The organism is uncultured Marixanthomonas sp. (genome assembly GCF_963974425.1).
GTDB lineage: Bacteria > Bacteroidota > Bacteroidia > Flavobacteriales > Flavobacteriaceae > Marixanthomonas.
This window is the reverse complement of sequence record NZ_CAXBCK010000003.1, coordinates 31,496-49,956: the sequence shown is the minus strand read 5'-3', so window position 1 is coordinate 49,956 and position 18,461 is coordinate 31,496. Positions and strand designations below refer to the sequence as shown.

The following is an 18,461-nucleotide window of genomic DNA, read 5'->3' as shown; positions in this document are numbered from 1 at the left end:
CATAAAAACTATATATAATGAAAACTATTTTTACTTTTATGCTACTGCTTATCGGTATGGTAAGCTTGGCGCAGGACAAGATTTACGTGCACACCGCCACGGCAGCAAATATTGTTGGGAACACTACTTATATTGACCATCCAGACCTTAATAATAACCCCGATGCCCCTATTGTTTATGTAAATAATTTTAACCCGGGAGGCTTGGGCGGAACTTATAATGACAACGTATCGGGATTATGGTACAATGGTGACCAATGGACTATTTACAACCAAGATTTCACGCCTATAATCGAAGGAACAAGCTTTAACATTTATATAGCGAGTGATCCTAGCAATGTTTTTACCCATATAGCCACACTAGCAAATACCAGTGCCCACATAACCAGTATGGATAATCCATTATTGAATGGGCAGGATCCAGGACCATTCTTAGCGATGTCACATTATTATAACCCAAACAACGTTTACAATACCGGTAATTACGGGCAATATTATGCTAGCGGTTTAAGAAGACTGTATAATGAAGACCAAACTACTGCTGTGCCCTTAGGAGCTGCCTTTAAAGTACTGGTGGATGGTGGCGTAGGATCCACACGCACTGAGCACACATCCTCAGCTTCAAATATTACAGGTAATTGGACCATTATAGACCATTCTGACTTAAACGGTAATCCAGACGCTACGTTTGTGATGAGCCATTATTGGGGTGTGAATGGCGCTCCTAGTCAAGTGTATCTTGATGCGGTTTTGGGGGTTTGGTATACTGGCAGCAACTGGGCTATATACACTGAAGATACGAGCATCGCCTTTCCTGAGGATGTTGCTTTTGACATTATTATAGCACCACAGGAGGTGCTGAGTGTAGAAGAAAACAAATTGGCAACCACAGTTAAAATGTACCCAAACCCTGCCAATGATGTTGTTACAATAGCAGCCAATACAACCATAACCAGTGTTGAAATATATAATCTGTTAGGACAAAACATAGCGACTGCTAAAAGTAATGGTGACAACATCTTGCAAATCGATGTTTCAAACTATGCAGCAGGAAACTATCTTGCTAAAGTTACTACTGGTGAATCAAGTGAGACCCTAAAATTACTTAAAAAGTAATTCTTTCTTAAAACCAATAATGTTGTTTTTAAGAAATTAAACCTTTAAAAAAGATTCCGGGAAAAACAGCTCGGAATTTTTTTCCGAAGTAACTTTTCTTAAAAATAAACAATAATTAAAAGTCATTCTAAAGCCTTGATCATACTACTTTGTTACAATACCACTGGTATTTGTTACAATGGTACGAGTCTTCTCTTAAGTTGGCTTATACATTTACAACACAATACTTCCCATTATAATGAGCAAGACAAAAAAAACATACATAGGGAGTTTACATTATGTGCCAAGACATGATATATACCTGAACATTACAAACCTAAAAGACGGAAAATATGTACTTCATATAAGTCATAAAAATAAGGTAATTAAAAAAACAACTTTTAAAAAAAAGAAAGAAAACCATTAACAAAATCTCTTTACTCATGAAAACAATTAAAGTATTAAGCATTCTATTTTTATTTTTAGGTGCCACGACAACAACCCAAGCTCAGTTCTGGAAAAAATTGGGTGAAAAAGTAGGGGACGCTGCTGAGCGTGGGGTACAACGCACTATAGAAAGACGCGTAGAAACAGAAACGACAAAAAGTACCGACCGCACGTTGGACACTATTATTGAAGCTCCCAAAAAATCTAAAAAAGAAAAAAGAAAAGAACGCAAAAAGAAAAAGAATAATGGAGGAAACATCATTGGTGGAGATGCTAATACCGAGCAAACGAATAGCTCAAATGAAACCGTAGTAAATTCTAATTTCGATTTTACACCAGGAAACGTCGTTGTTTTTAAAGACAGTTTCTCAAAGGAAAATCTAGGCGACTTTCCCGCAAACTGGGATAGTAATGGAGCTGCCGAATTAGTAAGTATTAACGGTGAAAAATGGCTTCGGATAGGAAATAAAGCTACCATTTATCCTATGCTGAATAATACACTACCGGAAAACTACACGATTGAATTTGATTTATTTACTGAAGGTATGGACGGTAAAACAAGTTCTCAAGCTTTTTTAAAACTACTACTACAAGACACCAAGGGATTTCAGAAGCCTACATCTTTTAGTATGGTAGAGCTTTCTCCTTGCCAATTTATAGCATCGCAAGGAGTAATTGAAAAGCAAGTAAATGGCAAACGAGAAATGCGTAATAAAATAGGAAAAGATATAAGAAACGCCATCACCGGAAAGTCTCACATATCCATTGCCGTGAATAAAACCCGAATGCGAGTTTGGCTTAATGAAGAAAAAATTGTGGATGTTCCTAGGTTAGTCCCAGAAGACGCAAATAACTTTAAGCTATATACCACGGGACTTCGTGACAATGGGACAAACGATAAAATCTATATTGCAAATTTTTCGGTAGCAAAAAGTGGCGAAGACAATAGAAGCAAATTACTTACCGAAGGACGCCTTTCTACCAACGCCATTTTGTTTAACACAGGATCTGCAACCATTAAAAGTGGTAGCGAAACTATTTTAAAAGAGGTGGGCGAAGCCATGCAAAGTGCTCCCAACATACGTATTATGATTGTAGGCCATACCGATGCAGATGGAGATGCCAGCAGCAACCTTAAACTTTCAGATGAGCGCGCAAAATCGGTAAGAAAAGCTTTAGTAGATCAATACGGAATCAACATTGGTAGAATACAAACCGACGGTAAAGGCGAGAGCAATCCAGTTGCAGATAATAATTCTTCTACAGGAAAAGCCCAGAACAGACGGGTAGAATTTATAAAGCTTTAAAAATAATATTCATTTCAAATTAAAAAAGAAACACATGAAAAATTTCAAAATAATAGGTATCTGCATCATTGCTGCTTTTATAACCACTTCAGTAGCTGCACAAAATAATTGTAGCACTTTTTATCCTTTTCAACAAGGGGTAACCTTTCAAATAACCAATTATGGTAAAAACAAAAGAGTTGCCGCGATTACAGATTTTCTAGTTACCGATGCTTCAAGCAACTTTGCTACATTTACATCTTTTTTAAGAGATAAAGATGGCGAAGTTTTAAACGAAGCTACCTTTACTATGTCGTGTGAAAATGACGGTATTGTAGTAGACATGGAATCTCTTTTAAATCCGCAATTACTAGATAACTATAGAGATTTTGAAACTGAAATTTCTGGAACCAAAATAGTAATTCCAAACAATTTACAAGTTGGCCAAGAATTACCAGATGCTAGTATGACCATGCTTGTGAACATGAGTGGCATTAATTTAAGAATGGAAGTATCTATGACAGATAGAGCTGTAGTAGATAGAGAGACTATAACAACCAGCGCTGGAACGTTTGATTGTTTTGTAATTGGTTATACAAATACAATTAATATGGGAATGAATAGGACGACTACCGCCAAGCAATGGATTTCTAAAGGTGTAGGGATGGTGAAACAAGAAGACTATAACAGACGCGGGAGAGTTACAAGCAGTAGTTTATTAACAGACTTTCAGAGATAAATTTACATCTAACCTACGATTAATAAAAACCGGAGTGTTGTTACACTTCGGTTTTTTGATGCAGTTCCGCTTCAAATAGTTGAGCAAAGTGTTTTAGAAGTTTTTCCTTTACTTCTGCTAAGTTTACTTCGGCTTTTCCTAATTCTACGTTTAAAGAAGTTACAGCTTTTCCTTTAATTCCGCAGGGAATCATATAATCAAAATATCCTAGATCTGAATTTACATTTAAAGCGAATCCGTGCATGGTCACCCAACGACTAGCACGAACACCCATAGCACAAATTTTTCGGGCAAATGGTGTTCCTACATCAAGCCAAACACCGGTTTCGCCTTCAGAACGTTCAGCTTTCAATCCATATTCAGAAAGGGTTAGGATTACCATTTCTTCTAAAAAACGTAGATATTTATGAATGTCGGTAAAAAAATTTTCAAGGTCTAAAACAGGGTATCCTACAATCTGTCCCGGCCCGTGATAGGTAATATCCCCACCACGATTAATTTTGTAATAAGTGGCACCTATTTCGTTCAGCTTTTCTTTTGAAATTAAAAGATTAGAAAGGTCTCCGCTTTTTCCTAATGTATACACATGAGGGTGTTCAACTAATAAAAAATAATTGGGGGTGTTATTATCAGTACTTTCGCGGCGATTTTTCACTTTACAATCAAGTATTTTCTTAAAAAGTGATTCTTGATATTCCCAACTTTCCTTGTAGTTTTTTCGGCCTAGATCTTCAACCTGAACAAGATTATTTATCATCTTAAAAAATTCTATTTTTAGAGGAACAAAATTAACGGTATTATAATAATTTCTAATGTTATTTTAAAAATTAGTATTGTCTTGATCAAAAACATGACGTATTTCTTTAAAAAGAGGCCAAAGCGCAGTATATTTACGGTAATTATTCAAAAAAATGTCATAGATAATGAAAAAAATTACTACTAAAAACCTTGTGTTTCTGCTGTTTGTTTTATTCAGCTTTGGTATGCAAGCGCAAAACCCATCATCTTTATGGAGCCAAATAACCCTTAATGATGTAGAGGTGCAGAAAAAAGAAGCACGGAACACTATGCCTTCTGATTTTCAACTATTTAATCTAGAAACGGAAGGTCTAAAAACTATTTTGGCAACCGCCCCTTCAAGAAAAACAACGTCAAGTTCAAACGTAATAATTGAACTACCAACCGAAGGTGGAAACCTAGAAAGATTTAGAGTTTTTGAAGCTTCAATATTTAGTGAAGGTTTAAGTGAAAAATTTTCAGGAATCAACTCATATGTAGGGCAAGGTATTGATGACCCTACTGCTATGGCACGATTTAGTGTTTCACAAGTTGGAGTGCATGTAATGATTTTATCTGCTAAGCACACGACAACTTACATTGATCCCTACACTAAAGATAAAACAGCTTATATAAGTTATTCTAGGGCAAGCTTGCCAGCCGACACCAGTAACTTTGTGTGTCACGTTAAAGATAGTTTTCCAAGTAATCTTCCTGATTTAGAAGATGAGTCTGCACAAAGAAATGCTGACGACGGAATGCTGCGTACTTTTAGACTTGCTTTAGCTTGTAATGGAGAGTATGCGCAATGGCACTTAAATAACCAAGGAATAGATCCTAGCGAAACAGACGCGGTTAAAAAAGCAGCAGTTCTATCTGCTATGAATGTTGCTATGACTCGTGTAAATGGTATTTATGAAAGAGATTTAGCTGTAACAATGGAATTTATTCCTGAAAATGAAGATATCATCTTTTTAGATACTGCTACAGACGGGCTAAGCAACAACAGCGGTATGATAAACCAAATACAAGCTGTAATTGATAACGCAGTAGGTTTTAATAGCTATGATATTGGTCACGTATTCAGTACTGGCGGGGGTGGTATTGCCCAATTGAACTCACCTTGTACTTCTAGTAAAGCACGTGGAGTAACCGGATTACCACAACCTATTGGTGATGGTTTTTATGTAGATTATGTATCTCATGAAATGGGGCACCAATATGGCGGAAATCATACTCAAAATAATAACTGTCAACGATCAAACGCTTCTGTAGAGCCAGGAAGCGCCTCAACAATTATGGGATATGCAGGTATCTGCCCACCGAATGTTCAAAATGTTAGTGATGATTATTTCCACGCTATAAGCATTCAAGAAATGTGGAATAATATTACAGTTGGTAACAGTCAATGTGCTGACCAAACACCAACAGGGAATGATGCTCCTACAGCTGATGCAGGTCCAGATTTCACTATTCCAAAGTCAACACCTTTTATCTTAAAGGGTAATGCTACCGATCCAAATTCTGGAGATGTACTTACTTACAGTTGGGAGCAATTCGATTCTCAAGTTGCACCTATGCCACCACAAAATACTTCTACTGGAGGTCCAGCATTTAGATCTTTAGATCCTATCGCATCACCTAACAGATATATGCCTGCTTTATCTACTGTTTTAAATGGAAGCACTCAATCAACTTGGGAAGTTGTTCCTGCGGTAGGTCGTTTGCTAAGATTTAGACTAACAGTTCGTGACAATGTAGTAGGTGGTGCGGCAAGCGCCAGTGATAATACTCGTATTACAGTAGATGGTGATTCTGGCCCCTTTGTTGTAACATCACAAGCTAATAATCCAGAGTGGAAACAAGGATTGCAATACACTATTACATGGGATGTGGCTAATACAGATGTTGCTCCTGTTGATAGTCAAAACGTTGATATTTTATTGAGTATAGATGGCATTAATTACGACACGGTATTAATAGCAGGCACTCCAAATGATGGAAGTGAAGTAATTACAGTACCTAGCGTTGACAATACTGAAGATGCTAGAGTGATGGTAGTTGGAACCGACCATTTATTTTACGCACTAAATGCAGAAGATATACTTATTGATGAAAATTTAAGTGTTGAAAACGCTTCTCTTGAAAACTTCACTCTTTGGCCTAACCCAACAACAGGACTTGTAAATCTTGAATTTGTAACTACAACTTCAAATAAAGTATCTGTAGCTGTTTATGATGTTAGAGGAAGACAAGTTGCTGGTGAAGTATACAATAATCAAGGTGGAACTTTTAAAGAAACATTTAATTATAGTTCTTTAAATTCTGGAATGTATTTTATCACTGTTACGAATGGCGATAAAAAAGTAACTTCTAAACTTTTAAAGAATTAATATACTTTAAATTAGTTGAAAAATAAAAAGGGACGCAATTGCGTCCCTTTTTTATTATAATCAAAAAACCTACATTTCTATTGTCTTACTAATTTTAGAAAGTTTATGAGAGGTTTTATCTACTGCAAATTGAAGCTCAAAATGCAGTTCATTTCTATTTTTTGTCACTTGTAAACTGCCATTCTCTACTTTATAAAAACCTGCCTCACCCTTGCAGTAACATTGTTTACCGTATAACAATTTAATGTCCTGTAAAGAATTTCCTTTTTTGTCAACCTCACTTGCATTAGCTGGCATTTCAAAATGAATGGTTTCGGAATAATCTCCATCAACTGTTCCCTCTGGTCCTTTTTGAGAGAATGTATAAATAACCACCATATTATCTCCTGAAGAAATCTCTGGATATAATGCTCCTGTACCGTCTTCTTTAATAATAAGTTTTTTACTTTGTTGAATTTCTGCGGTACAAATTCCATCTGCAGGACACTCAACTTTTGTCTGCACTTCTTCAGTTGCTGTAGTATTTGTTTGAGAAGCTGAATTTGTATCTGTAGTAGTTTTACAAGAATTTATAATTAGTAAGGGTAGTAATAAGAAAAAGGCTTTCATAAATCGATTTTTTAAGTTTTATAAGTGAAAGATACTTAAAAATCAACACAACCGTACGTAAATTATTTTTCAAACTCTACTTCTAAATCTAAAATATCAGGATTTTTAAAGTAGTCTAAAAAACGACGTTCAACAGTAATTGTTTTCCCATCCAATGAATAATTCGCATCTTCAATAGAAGACGATTTTATTCGCTTCGGAAATGTATATTTTAATTTATAATTCATGCTATTCATAAACATTTCGGCTTCTTGCAGACTATCTTTCTGTTTTTTATACGCTTGTTCGTCTTTAACATACGCATCGCGTGAAAAGCTATTTCCGGTATAATCATAACGTACACCCAGAACATCGGTAGAAGGGTCGCTTTTTATTTCGGCACCACCACCGGGCGATTCTGGCATAACGGCCGAAGCTTGATTTAAACTATTCATCAGGTTATTTGCTTCAGTAATATTTTTAAAATCTACAAAAACATCGATAAACAAATCGCTTGTCTCAGGGGCCATAACAGTCCGTATACTATAATCTTCTAGCTTTTTTAATTTTTCTTGATCGGATTTGGACAATTTTGCGATACTATCTTTCTTCTCTTCTAAAAATGCTGCAAAAGTAACAGTACTGTCCATTTTTACCAATGTACTGTCCATACCCATAGACTGAGTCATGGCCATCATTTCTTTCATATCAATATTCATCGACATCCGTCCACTCCCATCTTCATTAATTGTTAGTGTTTCGGTAAACTGGCAGCTTACTAACGTAAAAGCAACAACCAATAAAAGAAGTAATTTTTTCAACATAACTTTATTTGTTAGGGTTATTTAAAATGATGAGCGCGGCTATTACACCGGGTATCCAACCCAAAATAGTAAGAATTAATACAATTAAAATAGACCCGCAGCCTTTATCTATTACGGCTAATGGCGGAAACAAAATGGATAAAATAACTCTCCAAATACTCATACACTACAAATTTACGGTTAAAACTTTAATTATAAGTCTGTGTAATTTCCTTTTGTTACAGCTATTGGTTACGAGCATCATTGTTGGTATCTTTGTAGCTTCATTTATTAGAAATAACATATGCAACTTTCAGAACAAGAACAAGTACGTCGCCAAAAACGCGAGCAACTGCAAAAAATGGGTATCAATCCGTACCCAGCAGATCTATATGAAATAACATCTTTAACTAAAGATATAAAGAAGGATTTTTCTGAAGGTAAAAAGGTTAAAATCGCGGGTCGATTAATGTCTCGCCGTATTCAAGGAAAAGCCTCTTTTGCTGAACTACAAGACAGCGAAGGTCGCATACAAGTGTATTTTAACCGAGATGAAATCTGTACAGGTGAAGACAAAACCATGTACAACGATGTGTATAAAAAATTGCTTGATATTGGCGATTTTATAGGTATTGAAGGCGAACTGTTTATAACAAACGTAGGTGAAAAAACAGTGATGGTAAAGAATTTTACTTTACTTTCTAAAGCATTACGCCCATTACCGCTTCCTAAAGTTGACAGCGAGGGTAATAAGTTCGATTCTTTTAACGATCCTGAACAACGGTATCGCCAGCGTTATGCCGATTTAGCCGTAAACCCACACGTAAAAGAAGTATTTAAAAAACGAACAAAGCTATTCAATGCCATGCGAACGTTTTTTAACGAACGTGACTATTTTGAAGTAGAAACCCCCGTATTACAACCTATTCCTGGTGGTGCAGCGGCTCGTCCGTTTGTTACCCACCACAACTCATTAGATATTCCATTGTATATGCGAATCGCAAACGAGTTATATTTAAAAAGGCTAATTGTAGGTGGTTTTGATGGTGTGTATGAGTTTTCTAAAAACTTCCGTAACGAAGGGATGGATCGCACCCACAATCCAGAATTTACCGCAATGGAAATTTATGTAGCCTACAAAGATTACAATTGGATGATGGATTTCTGCGAACAACTATTAGAATTTTGTGCAACAGAAGTTAACGGAACCAGCAAAGTTACATTTGGCAAACACGATATTGATTTTAAAGCACCGTACCCAAGAGTAACAATGGCTCAAGCTATTGAAAAATATACCGGCTTTGACATTACCGATAAAAGCGAAGCCGAAATTAGAAAAGCAGCTGAAGATTTAGGTATTGAAGTAGATGAAACCATGGGTAAAGGAAAACTCATCGATGAGATTTTTGGTGAAAAATGTGAGCCTAACTATATTCAACCCACTTTTATCACCGATTACCCAAAAGAAATGAGCCCGTTGTGTAAAGAACACCGCGACAACCCAGAACTTACAGAGCGTTTTGAGCTTATGGTTTGCGGAAAAGAAATCGCCAATGCCTACAGCGAACTAAACGACCCAATTGACCAGCGCGAACGTTTTGAAGCACAATTAAAACTAGCAGATCGTGGTGATGATGAAGCAACCGAATTTATCGATTACGACTTCTTGCGGGCATTAGAATACGGGATGCCTCCAACAAGCGGAATGGGTATTGGTATGGACCGATTAATTATGTTCCTTACCAACAATGCTTCTATACAAGAAGTGCTTTTCTTTCCACAGATGAAACCAGAAAAGAAAATTACAGTTGAACTTAACGATGAAGAAAAAGAGGTTTTTGAGTTGCTAAAAAAAGCTAAAAAAATAGACCTTAATGAACTTAAGGAACAAAGCGGTCTTAGCAATAAAAAATGGGACAAAAGCATTAAAACGTTGACCAAACATAAATTAGCCAATGTTAACAAAACAGATGACGGCCTGTTTGTAGAGTTGGTAGAGTAAAAAAAGCGACTCCCTTTTACAGAAGCCGCTTCCCAAACATCAAAACCGGAACGTGCATGGCACCTTCCGGTTTTGAATTTTTATTTCTCCTTTTTATCTAAAAACTTGATATCTCTGGTGTTTTTCTGCACCGCGACGGCAGAGAAAAGTGCCAATACGAAAGACATTCCGTAAAAACCTTTTTCACTCAATTCCATATCGGCGTTCCAAAGACCTATTATCAATAATAAAATCGATGCTATAGTGGTAAACCAACAAATACCATAGTAAATTTCAGTTACAGGAATACCTTCTTGTTTATCACGTACACTTTTTTGCACCGAAACCACCGAGAATAACCCAAACAATAAAATGGTAAAGTAATATCCTTTCTCGTTCAACCACATATCTGCATTCCACAAGCCTACACAGTAGGATATCATCCCAACAAATAAAGCAGTCCAGGCAGCCGAAATAAATGCCGCGGTAGGCCTACAATTAAACGCTTCTTCTTTTTTCTTGTTACGGGTAAACTCATTATCGGTTTCTTTCCCTGTATTCATTTTTTGATTTTCCATAATTAAACGTTTTTGATGTTTATGTTTTAGTACGGTACAAATTTGCTAAAGTATCGGTTATTAAAAAACGTTACTTTTTATAAAAACTTACGATTGAAAAACATACATTTATCTTTTATTTACTTTTAAAACGATGATAGTTTACCCATAAACCAACGATTGAATGAAGGATATTTCAGCAATAATCGATACATTTTCTACGGAAGAAAAGCAGGGATTTGCACGCTTTCTGAAGAAAAAGAACCAACGTGGCGATACGAAGAACCTACAGCTCTTCAAATTAATTAACAGTGGAAGAACGCAAGATTTGGATGTCCAGCTATACGGGAAACCGTCCAAAAATGCGTATCACGCCCTGTGCAAAAGACTTCGTGATAGCTTGGTAGATTTTACAGCCTCCAAAAGTTTTTCGGGAGAAACTTCCGAAGAGATGGAAATTATGAAGTTGCTGCTAGCTGGCAGGATATTTTTAGAGCAAAAACTGAACAAAATCGCCTTTAAAACATTGAAAAAGGCCGAAAAAGAAGCCTTAGCCTTAGACTTACACCCAATTCTTAATGAAATCTATCATACAAAAATCCAATATGCACACCTAAACCCTTCCCAAACATTGGAAAATGTGATACAAGCTTCCAATACCAATATGAAGTTGTTTCAAAAACAATTTCAATTAAATATGGCATATGCTTCCATAAAAAAGCATTTAAAAAACCCAGGGGAATCTTCTATTACTGGAATAATATTAGAGCATTTTTCGGCTTTTAACATTAAAATTGATACAACGCTCACCTATAAATCTTTGTTTCAGCTACTCAACATAACAGCCACTGCAGCGACTTTGCAAAGTAATTATTATGAAATCGCTCCATTTATGATGGATATTTACACAATTATTTCAGAAAAAAAGGAAGTAGCACAAAAGCATCTTTTCTATCATATAGAAACTCTTAATCTCATGGCTGTAAACAGTTTCAGGAATAAGAATTTTGAACAATCAAAAGAGTTTGTCGTAAAAATGGAAGTAGAAATGCAAAGGAATAACAAGCAGTATTATAAGCGTTTTAGCGACAAACTAGTTGTTTTAAAAGCAATGAACTTAACTTACACAGGAAAAGCAAGAGAAGCTTCAAAACTGCTTAAAAACACCAAAAATCTTTCGCTAGACAGCCAGTTAACGTTTTGCATGTGTCTATTTCAACAGAGTGAATTCAATAGCGCATATCAAGAGTATAGAAACTTGACGCACAGTGACCATTGGTATGAAAAGAAAATGGGCTGGTTATGGGTGCTCAAAAAGAATATTATCGAAATCCTATTACTCATCGAACTCGATAAACTGGATCTTGTGCTATCACGTTTACAAAGTTTTAAAAAAAGATATACAAAGCCACTAAAAAAAGCAGGTGAAGAACGTGTGTTGACATTCATTAAACTAGTTTCAGATTATTATGAAAATCCAGATCAAGTAACCACTGAGAGGTTTAAAAATAAAGTGGAGGGGTCTTTTGAGTGGATTGGCACACAGCAAGAAGATATATTTGTGATGAGCTTTTATGCATGGCTAAAAGCGAAAATGGAAAAAACAAACCTATATAAAACAACTTTGGGATTGGTATCCTAAAAAAGATAATATCCTATTAGAACACGACCCACAAAAAGCACTGTTAGCAATATAACCTTAATCTTTTGGCATAGACGGTTCAATATCTCTATTGATTTGCAAACAGTGCCTAGTAAGCTTAACAAAAAAGATTCTCTCTTTTGTGCATGTAGTAGTCTGATTTTCAATAAAAAACTTACACAAATACAATAAGATTTTTAAGCAGAAAGCTAGAGGCTGTATTTTTAACACCTTGCAAAACAGTGGTTAAAAAGAAATGGTTATTTTTAAACAAACTATTTCAACAAATGAAACCATACCTACTCAAGCTTTTTTCGGTAATTTTCTTATTAATTATAATTTCCTGCGGCGGCGATGATGATTATAGCCCTACTGAAACTGAAACCACAGACACCGAAAACCCCACGCCACCCACAAACTTAAGGACAAGTAATAAAACAGAGAATAGCCTTCAACTAAATTGGGATGCATCGAATGATAACGTAGGTGTGGTAAATTATGCTGTATTTCAAGATGGTAATTTAATTAACAATGACGTTAATGGCACCTCTTTACCCATCCAAAACTTAACAGCGGAAACAGAATACAGCTTTTCGGTTATTGCTTTTGATGCTCAAGGAAACGAATCGGAAAGCAGTGATATTTTAGATACGTGTACACTCGCTGTAACGCTAGAGTATAAAACAAATCTATCTGAGATGGGCGTTTTCGCGGGAAGCCTTTCTAGTTTAAGTCCAGCCGCTGGCGTTCAATTATATGAAATAAACAGCACACTCTTTACCGACTATGCAAAAAAGCAACGTTTAGTACGCCTACCCAACTGTGAAACTATGGAATATAGAGGAGACGATTTGTTGCCAGAATTCCCAGACAATACTTTGATTGCAAAAACATTTTACTATAACAAAAACGATCAAAACCCAAGCGAAGGAAAACTCATTATTGAAACGCGCATCTTACTAAAAATTAATGGAAATTGGCAAGTGGGTAATTATATTTGGAACGAAGCCCAAACCGAAGCAACCTATACCGAAAATGGAAGCGTTAAACCTATTAGTTATATAAATGAAGCTAATGAAACATTGAATATTGATTACGAAATCCCTTCTAAACAAGATTGTTTTACATGCCATAATAATGATAACACAACCCTTCCTATAGGAATGAAGTTACGAAGTATGAACTTTACTCCTTCCTACACAAGTCTAAATCAGCTTGCTTACTTAGAAAGTATTGGGATGATGGAGGGCATAACTTCAGAAAACATAAGTGTACTCCCCGACTGGACAGATGACGCCACGTACGATATTTTAGAGCGAGGCAGAGCCTACATAGACATAAACTGTGCTCATTGCCACCAACCCGGAGGAGCAGTAACAAATTTTAATCTTGATTTTAGGTTTGAAACTCCTTTTGAGGATACTAGTATTTATGCTAATCGCGGCGAGATTGAAGCTAGAATTCAAAGTACAGCCCCTGTGTATAGAATGCCGCAAATAGGACGTACCATTGTACACGAAGAAGCGGTTACAATGCTACTTGAATACCTAGAAGCCATTGAAGATTAAAACATCTTTTATATGTATTTAAAAGCTGCCTTTACGGCGGCTTTTTTTATAAATATCTACCTATAAATTAAACCAAGTGTTAAAAAACAAGTCATAGGTATGTAGAACATTAAAAAAATAAAAACATGAAAAATGTATTAATTATCTGTATTGCCCTATTGGGTTTTAATGCAATAGCGCAAAAAAAGGATACCTCTAAGAGAGAAGCTAGATCTGAAATGAAACAAAATTTAACTGCTGAGCAGAAAGCAGAGTTAAAGTCAAAAAAGATGACATTAGCGCTTGATTTATCTGAAAAGCAACAAAAAGAAGTAAATCAACTGTTTCTGAAAGAAGCCAAAGAAAGAGAAGCACTTAAAAAAGACGGGGAAAACCGAAAAGAGCTTTCTGAAACTGAACGTTTTGAAAGAAAAACACAAATGATGGATAAACTAATTGCTCATAAAAAGGAAATGAAGTCCATCTTAAATGAAACGCAATACACCAAATGGGAAAAATCTTTTGGAAAGCATAAAAAAAGAGAAGGCAAAAAAAGAAGAGGTGAAAAAAGAAGAGGTGAAAAAAAACGTGGCTAAAAGGCTGTAAATATTAAAATTGGCTTAATTTTTGGTCTATATACGTTACAATTACTTACTTTAGTAATTGATTTTTAAAAGTAAAAGACATGAAAAATATAGTTAAAATACTTGCAATCGCTCTTGTAATGGTAGCTGGCGTACAATACTCCACTGCTCAAAGCCTGTCTCAAGACGCTGATAGACCAGAAGTAATAGCCAAAAAGAAAGTGGCAGATATTTCAACAAAATTAGGAATAGATGACAGCCAAGAACGTGCTCTTTTTAGATATTACACTTCTTACGAAATGAAATACAAGAAGAACCTTGCTGGCAAAGACTTAAACGAACCTAAGCTTGCAGCTGAAAAGAAAGAGTATATGGATGACTTAAAGGCCAATGTTAAAAAAACATTGAACGATGAGCAATACAATAAGTGGTTGAATATGCTAAAAGAATAGCTTTATCACATATTTTACAAAACAAATCCCTCCTTAGCAAAAGCTTTGGAGGGATTTTAATTTTACACCGAAATTTTTAATTTGTTTTATAGTGTTTTGGCTACTTTGCCACAAGCTTTAATGGTAGCATCAAGATCCTCGTAGGTCAAGGCTTCAGTTAAAAACCAAGTTTCAAATGCACTTGGCGCAATGTAGATTCCTTCAGCTAAAAGACCGTGAAAAAACTTTTTAAAGGTATCGTTGTTTCCTAAAGCAGCTGTTTTAAAATCTGTTACAGGTGTTTCAGAAAAATGAACCGATATCATAGAACCTACCCTATTAATGGTATGTGTTACATTCGCTTCAGTTAGAACAGAAGCTAATCCTTTATGTAAGTATTCAGTCTTTTTTTCTAATGAAGTAAATATTTCAGGATTATTATTCAGTTCCAATAACATCGCCAAACCAGCAGCCATGGCTAATGGATTACCACTAAGCGTCCCAGCTTGGTAAACTGGACCTTCGGGTGCCAAATGACTCATAATTTCGGCTCTGGCAGCAAAAGCTCCCACTGGTAAACCACCGCCTATCACTTTTCCGAAGGTAACAATATCGGCATCAATACCGTACAGTTCTTGAACGCCACCTTTCGCTAAGCGAAAACCCGTCATTACCTCATCAAAAATTAGTAGAATATTATTTGAATCGCATAACTTTCGTAATCCTTCAAGAAAACCTTTTGCTGGAGGAATACAGCCCATGTTCCCAGCTACCGGCTCTAAAATAATACAGGCTATTTCATCTTTGTTTTCTGAAATAACCTCGGCCACATTATTTAAATCGTTAAAATCTGCTAACAAGGTATCTTTTGCCGTACCCTCTGTAACACCTGGACTATTAGGTGTGCCAAAAGTAACCGCTCCACTTCCCGCTTGTATTAAAAATGAATCGCTATGTCCATGATAACAACCTGCAAACTTGATGATTTTATCTTTCCCAGTAAAACCACGAGCCAAACGCACGGCGCTCATACACGCTTCGGTTCCACTGTTCACAAATCGTATTTTATCAATATTCGGAACCATAGAAACAGCCAAGGAAGCTATTTCGGTTTCAATTTCAGTAGGCATTCCAAAGGAAGTTCCTTTTTCGGCTTTATCAACTACAGCCTCAACTACTGGCTGGTGTGCATGCCCTAAAATCATAGGACCCCAAGAATTGATATAGTCTATTAGTTTATTTCCGTCTGCATCATACAAATAAGCTCCTTTGGCTTTTTCAACAAAAATAGGTTCTCCTCCGACTGCAGTAAATGCTCTTACTGGAGAATTAACACCACCAGGTATCACTTTCTGTGCCTCTTTAAAAAGGGCACTGCTTCTTTTATAGATCATAATAAATTATTGATTTTTTACTGAATGCAAGTATAAAACTTGCCCAATGGATATATTATTAGACTCTAACCCATTGTACTCTTTTAATGTTTCAACCGTAATGTTATACCGTCTTGAAATATTATATAGCGTATCACCACGTTCTACAATATAGGTTTTTACTTTCGTGTTTTTCGTGTCTTTTTGCTTCTCTATTGCAGTTCCGCCCAAAACAAGTTCATCATAATGTGTTAGACCATAGCGCTCTACAATACTTATCAATTTATCTGGATAACGTGGATCGGTTGCATATCCGGCTTTTTTTAGACCTTTTGCCCAGCCTTTATAGTCGTGTTTTTTTAGTTTAAAGAGATCCTGATAGCGGCTACGTTCGGTTAAAAACAAGGAATGGTCCCTAAATGAATATTTTGGATCTTTGTATTTTCTGAAACACTCCTGTAATTCATCATCATCGTGATACACGCGGCCTCCGGTCCATCCATGGCACTTAATCCCAAAGTGATTGTTCGCTTTTTTGGTAAGTTCGCCCCGACCTGCACCACTTTCTAAAATACCTTGTGCTAATGTTATACTTGCAGGGATACCATATTGCTGCATCTCCTCCATAGCAATCAAGCTATAATTATCAATATAAGTAGTAACAATTTCTGCGTAGGAAGCATTGGGAGGAGGCGTTTTAATTTCGGTTTTTTTAGGAAGTTTTATTTCTCCTTTTCGGGTATCTGAAATGTCTACCCGCTCAGTACGGTCTCTTTTATTTGAAGTGACTGCTCTTTTTTTAGATTTACAGCTGCTAAAAAACAGTGTGCTGATTAACAATACGATGCAAATTCGATATAGCATATTATAGGTCTATTTGTGGCAAGTTTTTCTTTTTTAAACGTTGATTCATACCGGCAATACCTTGTAAACCTCCTGTATGGACAGCAAAAATACGGCTATTTTCTTTGAAATACCCACGTTTCAGTAAGTCTACAATACCAAATAGCATTTTTCCGGTATAGACCGGATCTAATGGGATACCGGTTTTTTTATAAAACTCATTAATAAAACGCACCAATTGCAAATCTATTTTAGCATACCCTCCAAAACAGTAATCATCTATAATTTCAAAATTAGTTTTTGAAGTATATTTTTGAATTTCTGAAGTTTGAAATTTTCCCTTTAACGCTGAAAAACCTAGTACTTTTTGATGCGGTTGCGATGCGCCAACTAATCCCGCCAGCGTACCGCCTGTGCCCACTGGAGCACAAATATAATCGACGTGCTTTTCTACCCTAGAGAATATTTCTTCACAGCCTTTTACTGCCAAAGCATTGGTACCTCCTTCAGGTAATAAATAGAAATCTCCATAGGTATTTCTAAGCGTTTCTATAAATGATGCTTCATATTTATCCCGGTAGGCTTCCCGGGTTATAAACTGAAGTTGCATACCTTGTTTTTGGGCATAAGAAAGGGTTGCATTTTCACTTATTTTATTTGATAGTTCCTCTCCTCGTATTATCCCTACAGTTTGTAAGCCTGCTAGTTTGCCTGCAGATGCAACTGCCGCAATATGGTTAGAATATGCTCCCCCAAAAGTTAGCAAGGTCTTATGGTTTTCAGTTAAAGCCTGCTGAATGTTATATTTCAGTTTTCTGAATTTATTACCTGAAACAAATGGATGAATCTGGTCATCGCGAAGTAGGCTTAAACTACATGTGGTATTCACAAAACTTAAAAGATTTATTTGTTGTAGCTTACTATCTGTGTTTAAAGAAAAAGATTGGTACTTATTATTTTTCATTATTTCCAGTTAATAGTTGATATAATCTTGGTTTTAATTTAAAAAAGTAGGATTATAAAAATTGTAAAAAGTTCCAAAAAGATCTATCGTTTAAAAATGAAATATCCTGCTCCTTTGCATACGCCTCTCGTTCAAAACTAATATTTCGGTATGCCGTAGAGTGATTCCGGTATCGCAGTAGTCTAATTAGATATTCAATTCCATACCATACGTAAAAAAACACCACCAAAAGTTCTGTCTGTTGCCGCAAGTGAATACGTTCATGATTCATAAAAACTGCATCGGTCTTTAAAGCACTATCTTTTAATAATAAGAAAGGCCATAACGCAATCCCCACAAATTTCTTCCGCAATAAAAACCGATTTACCAAAACAATCATAAAACCACCTTAGCCTACAAAGTTACATATTTG

The 18,461-nt window shown here is 36.0% G+C and carries 18 protein-coding genes; 9 read left to right on the top strand and 9 right to left on the bottom strand.

Features of this window, described 5'->3' with window-relative positions; all coding sequences use genetic code 11:
• The first annotated feature begins 17 nt into the window (after positions 1 to 17).
• The 3 genes from AACZ92_RS01380 to AACZ92_RS01370 all read left to right on the top strand — a co-directional run bounded on the left by AACZ92_RS01380 (position 18) and on the right by AACZ92_RS01370 (position 3,566).
• Positions 18 to 1,115: a T9SS type A sorting domain-containing protein gene (locus tag AACZ92_RS01380; protein ID WP_339696118.1), complete on the top strand. Its 1,098-nt coding sequence runs from the start codon at positions 18 to 20 to the stop codon at positions 1,113 to 1,115.
• A 422-nt stretch (positions 1,116 to 1,537) separates the two neighbouring features.
• Positions 1,538 to 2,848 (top strand): OmpA family protein, encoded by a 1,311-nt coding sequence (locus tag AACZ92_RS01375; protein ID WP_339696115.1) that lies wholly within the window; start codon positions 1,538 to 1,540, stop codon positions 2,846 to 2,848.
• Positions 2,849 to 2,882: 34 nt separating this feature from the next.
• Positions 2,883 to 3,566 carry a hypothetical protein gene (locus tag AACZ92_RS01370; RefSeq protein ID WP_339696112.1) on the top strand — a complete coding sequence of 228 codons (684 nt, stop codon included), beginning with the start codon at positions 2,883 to 2,885 and terminating at the stop codon, positions 3,564 to 3,566.
• Between the two features lie 40 nt (positions 3,567 to 3,606).
• Here the strand turns inward: AACZ92_RS01370 and lipB are convergent, their stop codons facing one another.
• On the bottom strand, positions 3,607 to 4,320 hold the full coding sequence (lipB, locus tag AACZ92_RS01365) for a lipoyl(octanoyl) transferase LipB (protein ID WP_339696223.1): 714 nt from the start codon (positions 4,318 to 4,320) through the stop codon (positions 3,607 to 3,609).
• 169 nt (positions 4,321 to 4,489) lie between these two features.
• On the opposite strand from lipB, the gene AACZ92_RS01360 reads away from it, so the two are divergent.
• Positions 4,490 to 6,736 (top strand): reprolysin-like metallopeptidase, encoded by a 2,247-nt coding sequence (locus AACZ92_RS01360; RefSeq protein WP_339696109.1) that lies wholly within the window; start codon positions 4,490 to 4,492, stop codon positions 6,734 to 6,736.
• 69 nt (positions 6,737 to 6,805) lie between these two features.
• On the opposite strand, the gene AACZ92_RS01355 is transcribed toward AACZ92_RS01360, so the two are convergent.
• The 3 genes from AACZ92_RS01355 to AACZ92_RS01345 all read right to left on the bottom strand — a co-directional run bounded on the left by AACZ92_RS01355 (position 6,806) and on the right by AACZ92_RS01345 (position 8,311).
• Positions 6,806 to 7,345 carry a hypothetical protein gene (locus tag AACZ92_RS01355; RefSeq protein ID WP_339696106.1) on the bottom strand — a complete coding sequence of 180 codons (540 nt, stop codon included), beginning with the start codon at positions 7,343 to 7,345 and terminating at the stop codon, positions 6,806 to 6,808.
• Positions 7,346 to 7,407: 62 nt separating this feature from the next.
• A complete protein-coding gene (locus tag AACZ92_RS01350) occupies positions 7,408 to 8,148 on the bottom strand; it encodes a hypothetical protein (protein WP_339696103.1) in 741 nt (246 codons plus the stop codon).
• 4 nt (positions 8,149 to 8,152) lie between these two features.
• Positions 8,153 to 8,311, bottom strand: a complete 159-nt coding sequence (locus AACZ92_RS01345; protein ID WP_339696100.1) for a YqaE/Pmp3 family membrane protein — start codon at positions 8,309 to 8,311, stop codon at positions 8,153 to 8,155.
• A 120-nt stretch (positions 8,312 to 8,431) separates the two neighbouring features.
• Here AACZ92_RS01345 and lysS point away from each other — a divergent pair, with 120 nt between their 5' ends.
• Positions 8,432 to 10,129, top strand: coding sequence for a lysine--tRNA ligase (lysS, locus tag AACZ92_RS01340; protein WP_339696097.1), 1,698 nt, complete (start codon positions 8,432 to 8,434; stop codon positions 10,127 to 10,129).
• 80 nt (positions 10,130 to 10,209) lie between these two features.
• Here lysS and yiaA read toward each other — a convergent pair whose 3' ends face one another.
• Positions 10,210 to 10,686, bottom strand: a complete 477-nt coding sequence (yiaA, locus tag AACZ92_RS01335; RefSeq protein WP_339696094.1) for an inner membrane protein YiaA — start codon at positions 10,684 to 10,686, stop codon at positions 10,210 to 10,212.
• 163 nt (positions 10,687 to 10,849) lie between these two features.
• Here yiaA and AACZ92_RS01330 point away from each other — a divergent pair, with 163 nt between their 5' ends.
• From AACZ92_RS01330 to AACZ92_RS01315, 4 genes are all read left to right on the top strand, one after another.
• Positions 10,850 to 12,307, top strand: coding sequence for a hypothetical protein (locus AACZ92_RS01330; RefSeq protein ID WP_339696091.1), 1,458 nt, complete (start codon positions 10,850 to 10,852; stop codon positions 12,305 to 12,307).
• Between the two features lie 287 nt (positions 12,308 to 12,594).
• Positions 12,595 to 13,875 carry a fibronectin type III domain-containing protein gene (locus AACZ92_RS01325; protein ID WP_339696088.1) on the top strand — a complete coding sequence of 427 codons (1,281 nt, stop codon included), beginning with the start codon at positions 12,595 to 12,597 and terminating at the stop codon, positions 13,873 to 13,875.
• A 125-nt stretch (positions 13,876 to 14,000) separates the two neighbouring features.
• On the top strand, positions 14,001 to 14,450 hold the full coding sequence (locus tag AACZ92_RS01320) for a hypothetical protein (protein WP_339696085.1): 450 nt from the start codon (positions 14,001 to 14,003) through the stop codon (positions 14,448 to 14,450).
• Positions 14,451 to 14,539: 89 nt separating this feature from the next.
• Positions 14,540 to 14,890 (top strand): hypothetical protein, encoded by a 351-nt coding sequence (locus AACZ92_RS01315; RefSeq protein WP_339696082.1) that lies wholly within the window; start codon positions 14,540 to 14,542, stop codon positions 14,888 to 14,890.
• A gap of 86 nt (positions 14,891 to 14,976) precedes the next feature.
• Here the strand turns inward: AACZ92_RS01315 and hemL are convergent, their stop codons facing one another.
• The 4 genes from hemL to AACZ92_RS01295 are packed head-to-tail and all read right to left on the bottom strand — an operon-like array spanning position 14,977 to position 18,401.
• Positions 14,977 to 16,263 (bottom strand): glutamate-1-semialdehyde 2,1-aminomutase, encoded by a 1,287-nt coding sequence (hemL, locus tag AACZ92_RS01310; protein ID WP_339696079.1) that lies wholly within the window; start codon positions 16,261 to 16,263, stop codon positions 14,977 to 14,979.
• 6 nt (positions 16,264 to 16,269) lie between these two features.
• Positions 16,270 to 17,106 carry a glucosaminidase domain-containing protein gene (locus AACZ92_RS01305; protein WP_339696076.1) on the bottom strand — a complete coding sequence of 279 codons (837 nt, stop codon included), beginning with the start codon at positions 17,104 to 17,106 and terminating at the stop codon, positions 16,270 to 16,272.
• A 1-nt stretch (position 17,107) separates the two neighbouring features.
• Entirely contained in the window at positions 17,108 to 18,049 is a 942-nt protein-coding gene (locus AACZ92_RS01300) for a pyridoxal-phosphate dependent enzyme (RefSeq protein ID WP_339696073.1), read from the bottom strand.
• A 52-nt stretch (positions 18,050 to 18,101) separates the two neighbouring features.
• Positions 18,102 to 18,401 (bottom strand): hypothetical protein, encoded by a 300-nt coding sequence (locus AACZ92_RS01295; protein ID WP_339696070.1) that lies wholly within the window; start codon positions 18,399 to 18,401, stop codon positions 18,102 to 18,104.
• Positions 18,402 to 18,461 lie beyond the last annotated feature (60 nt).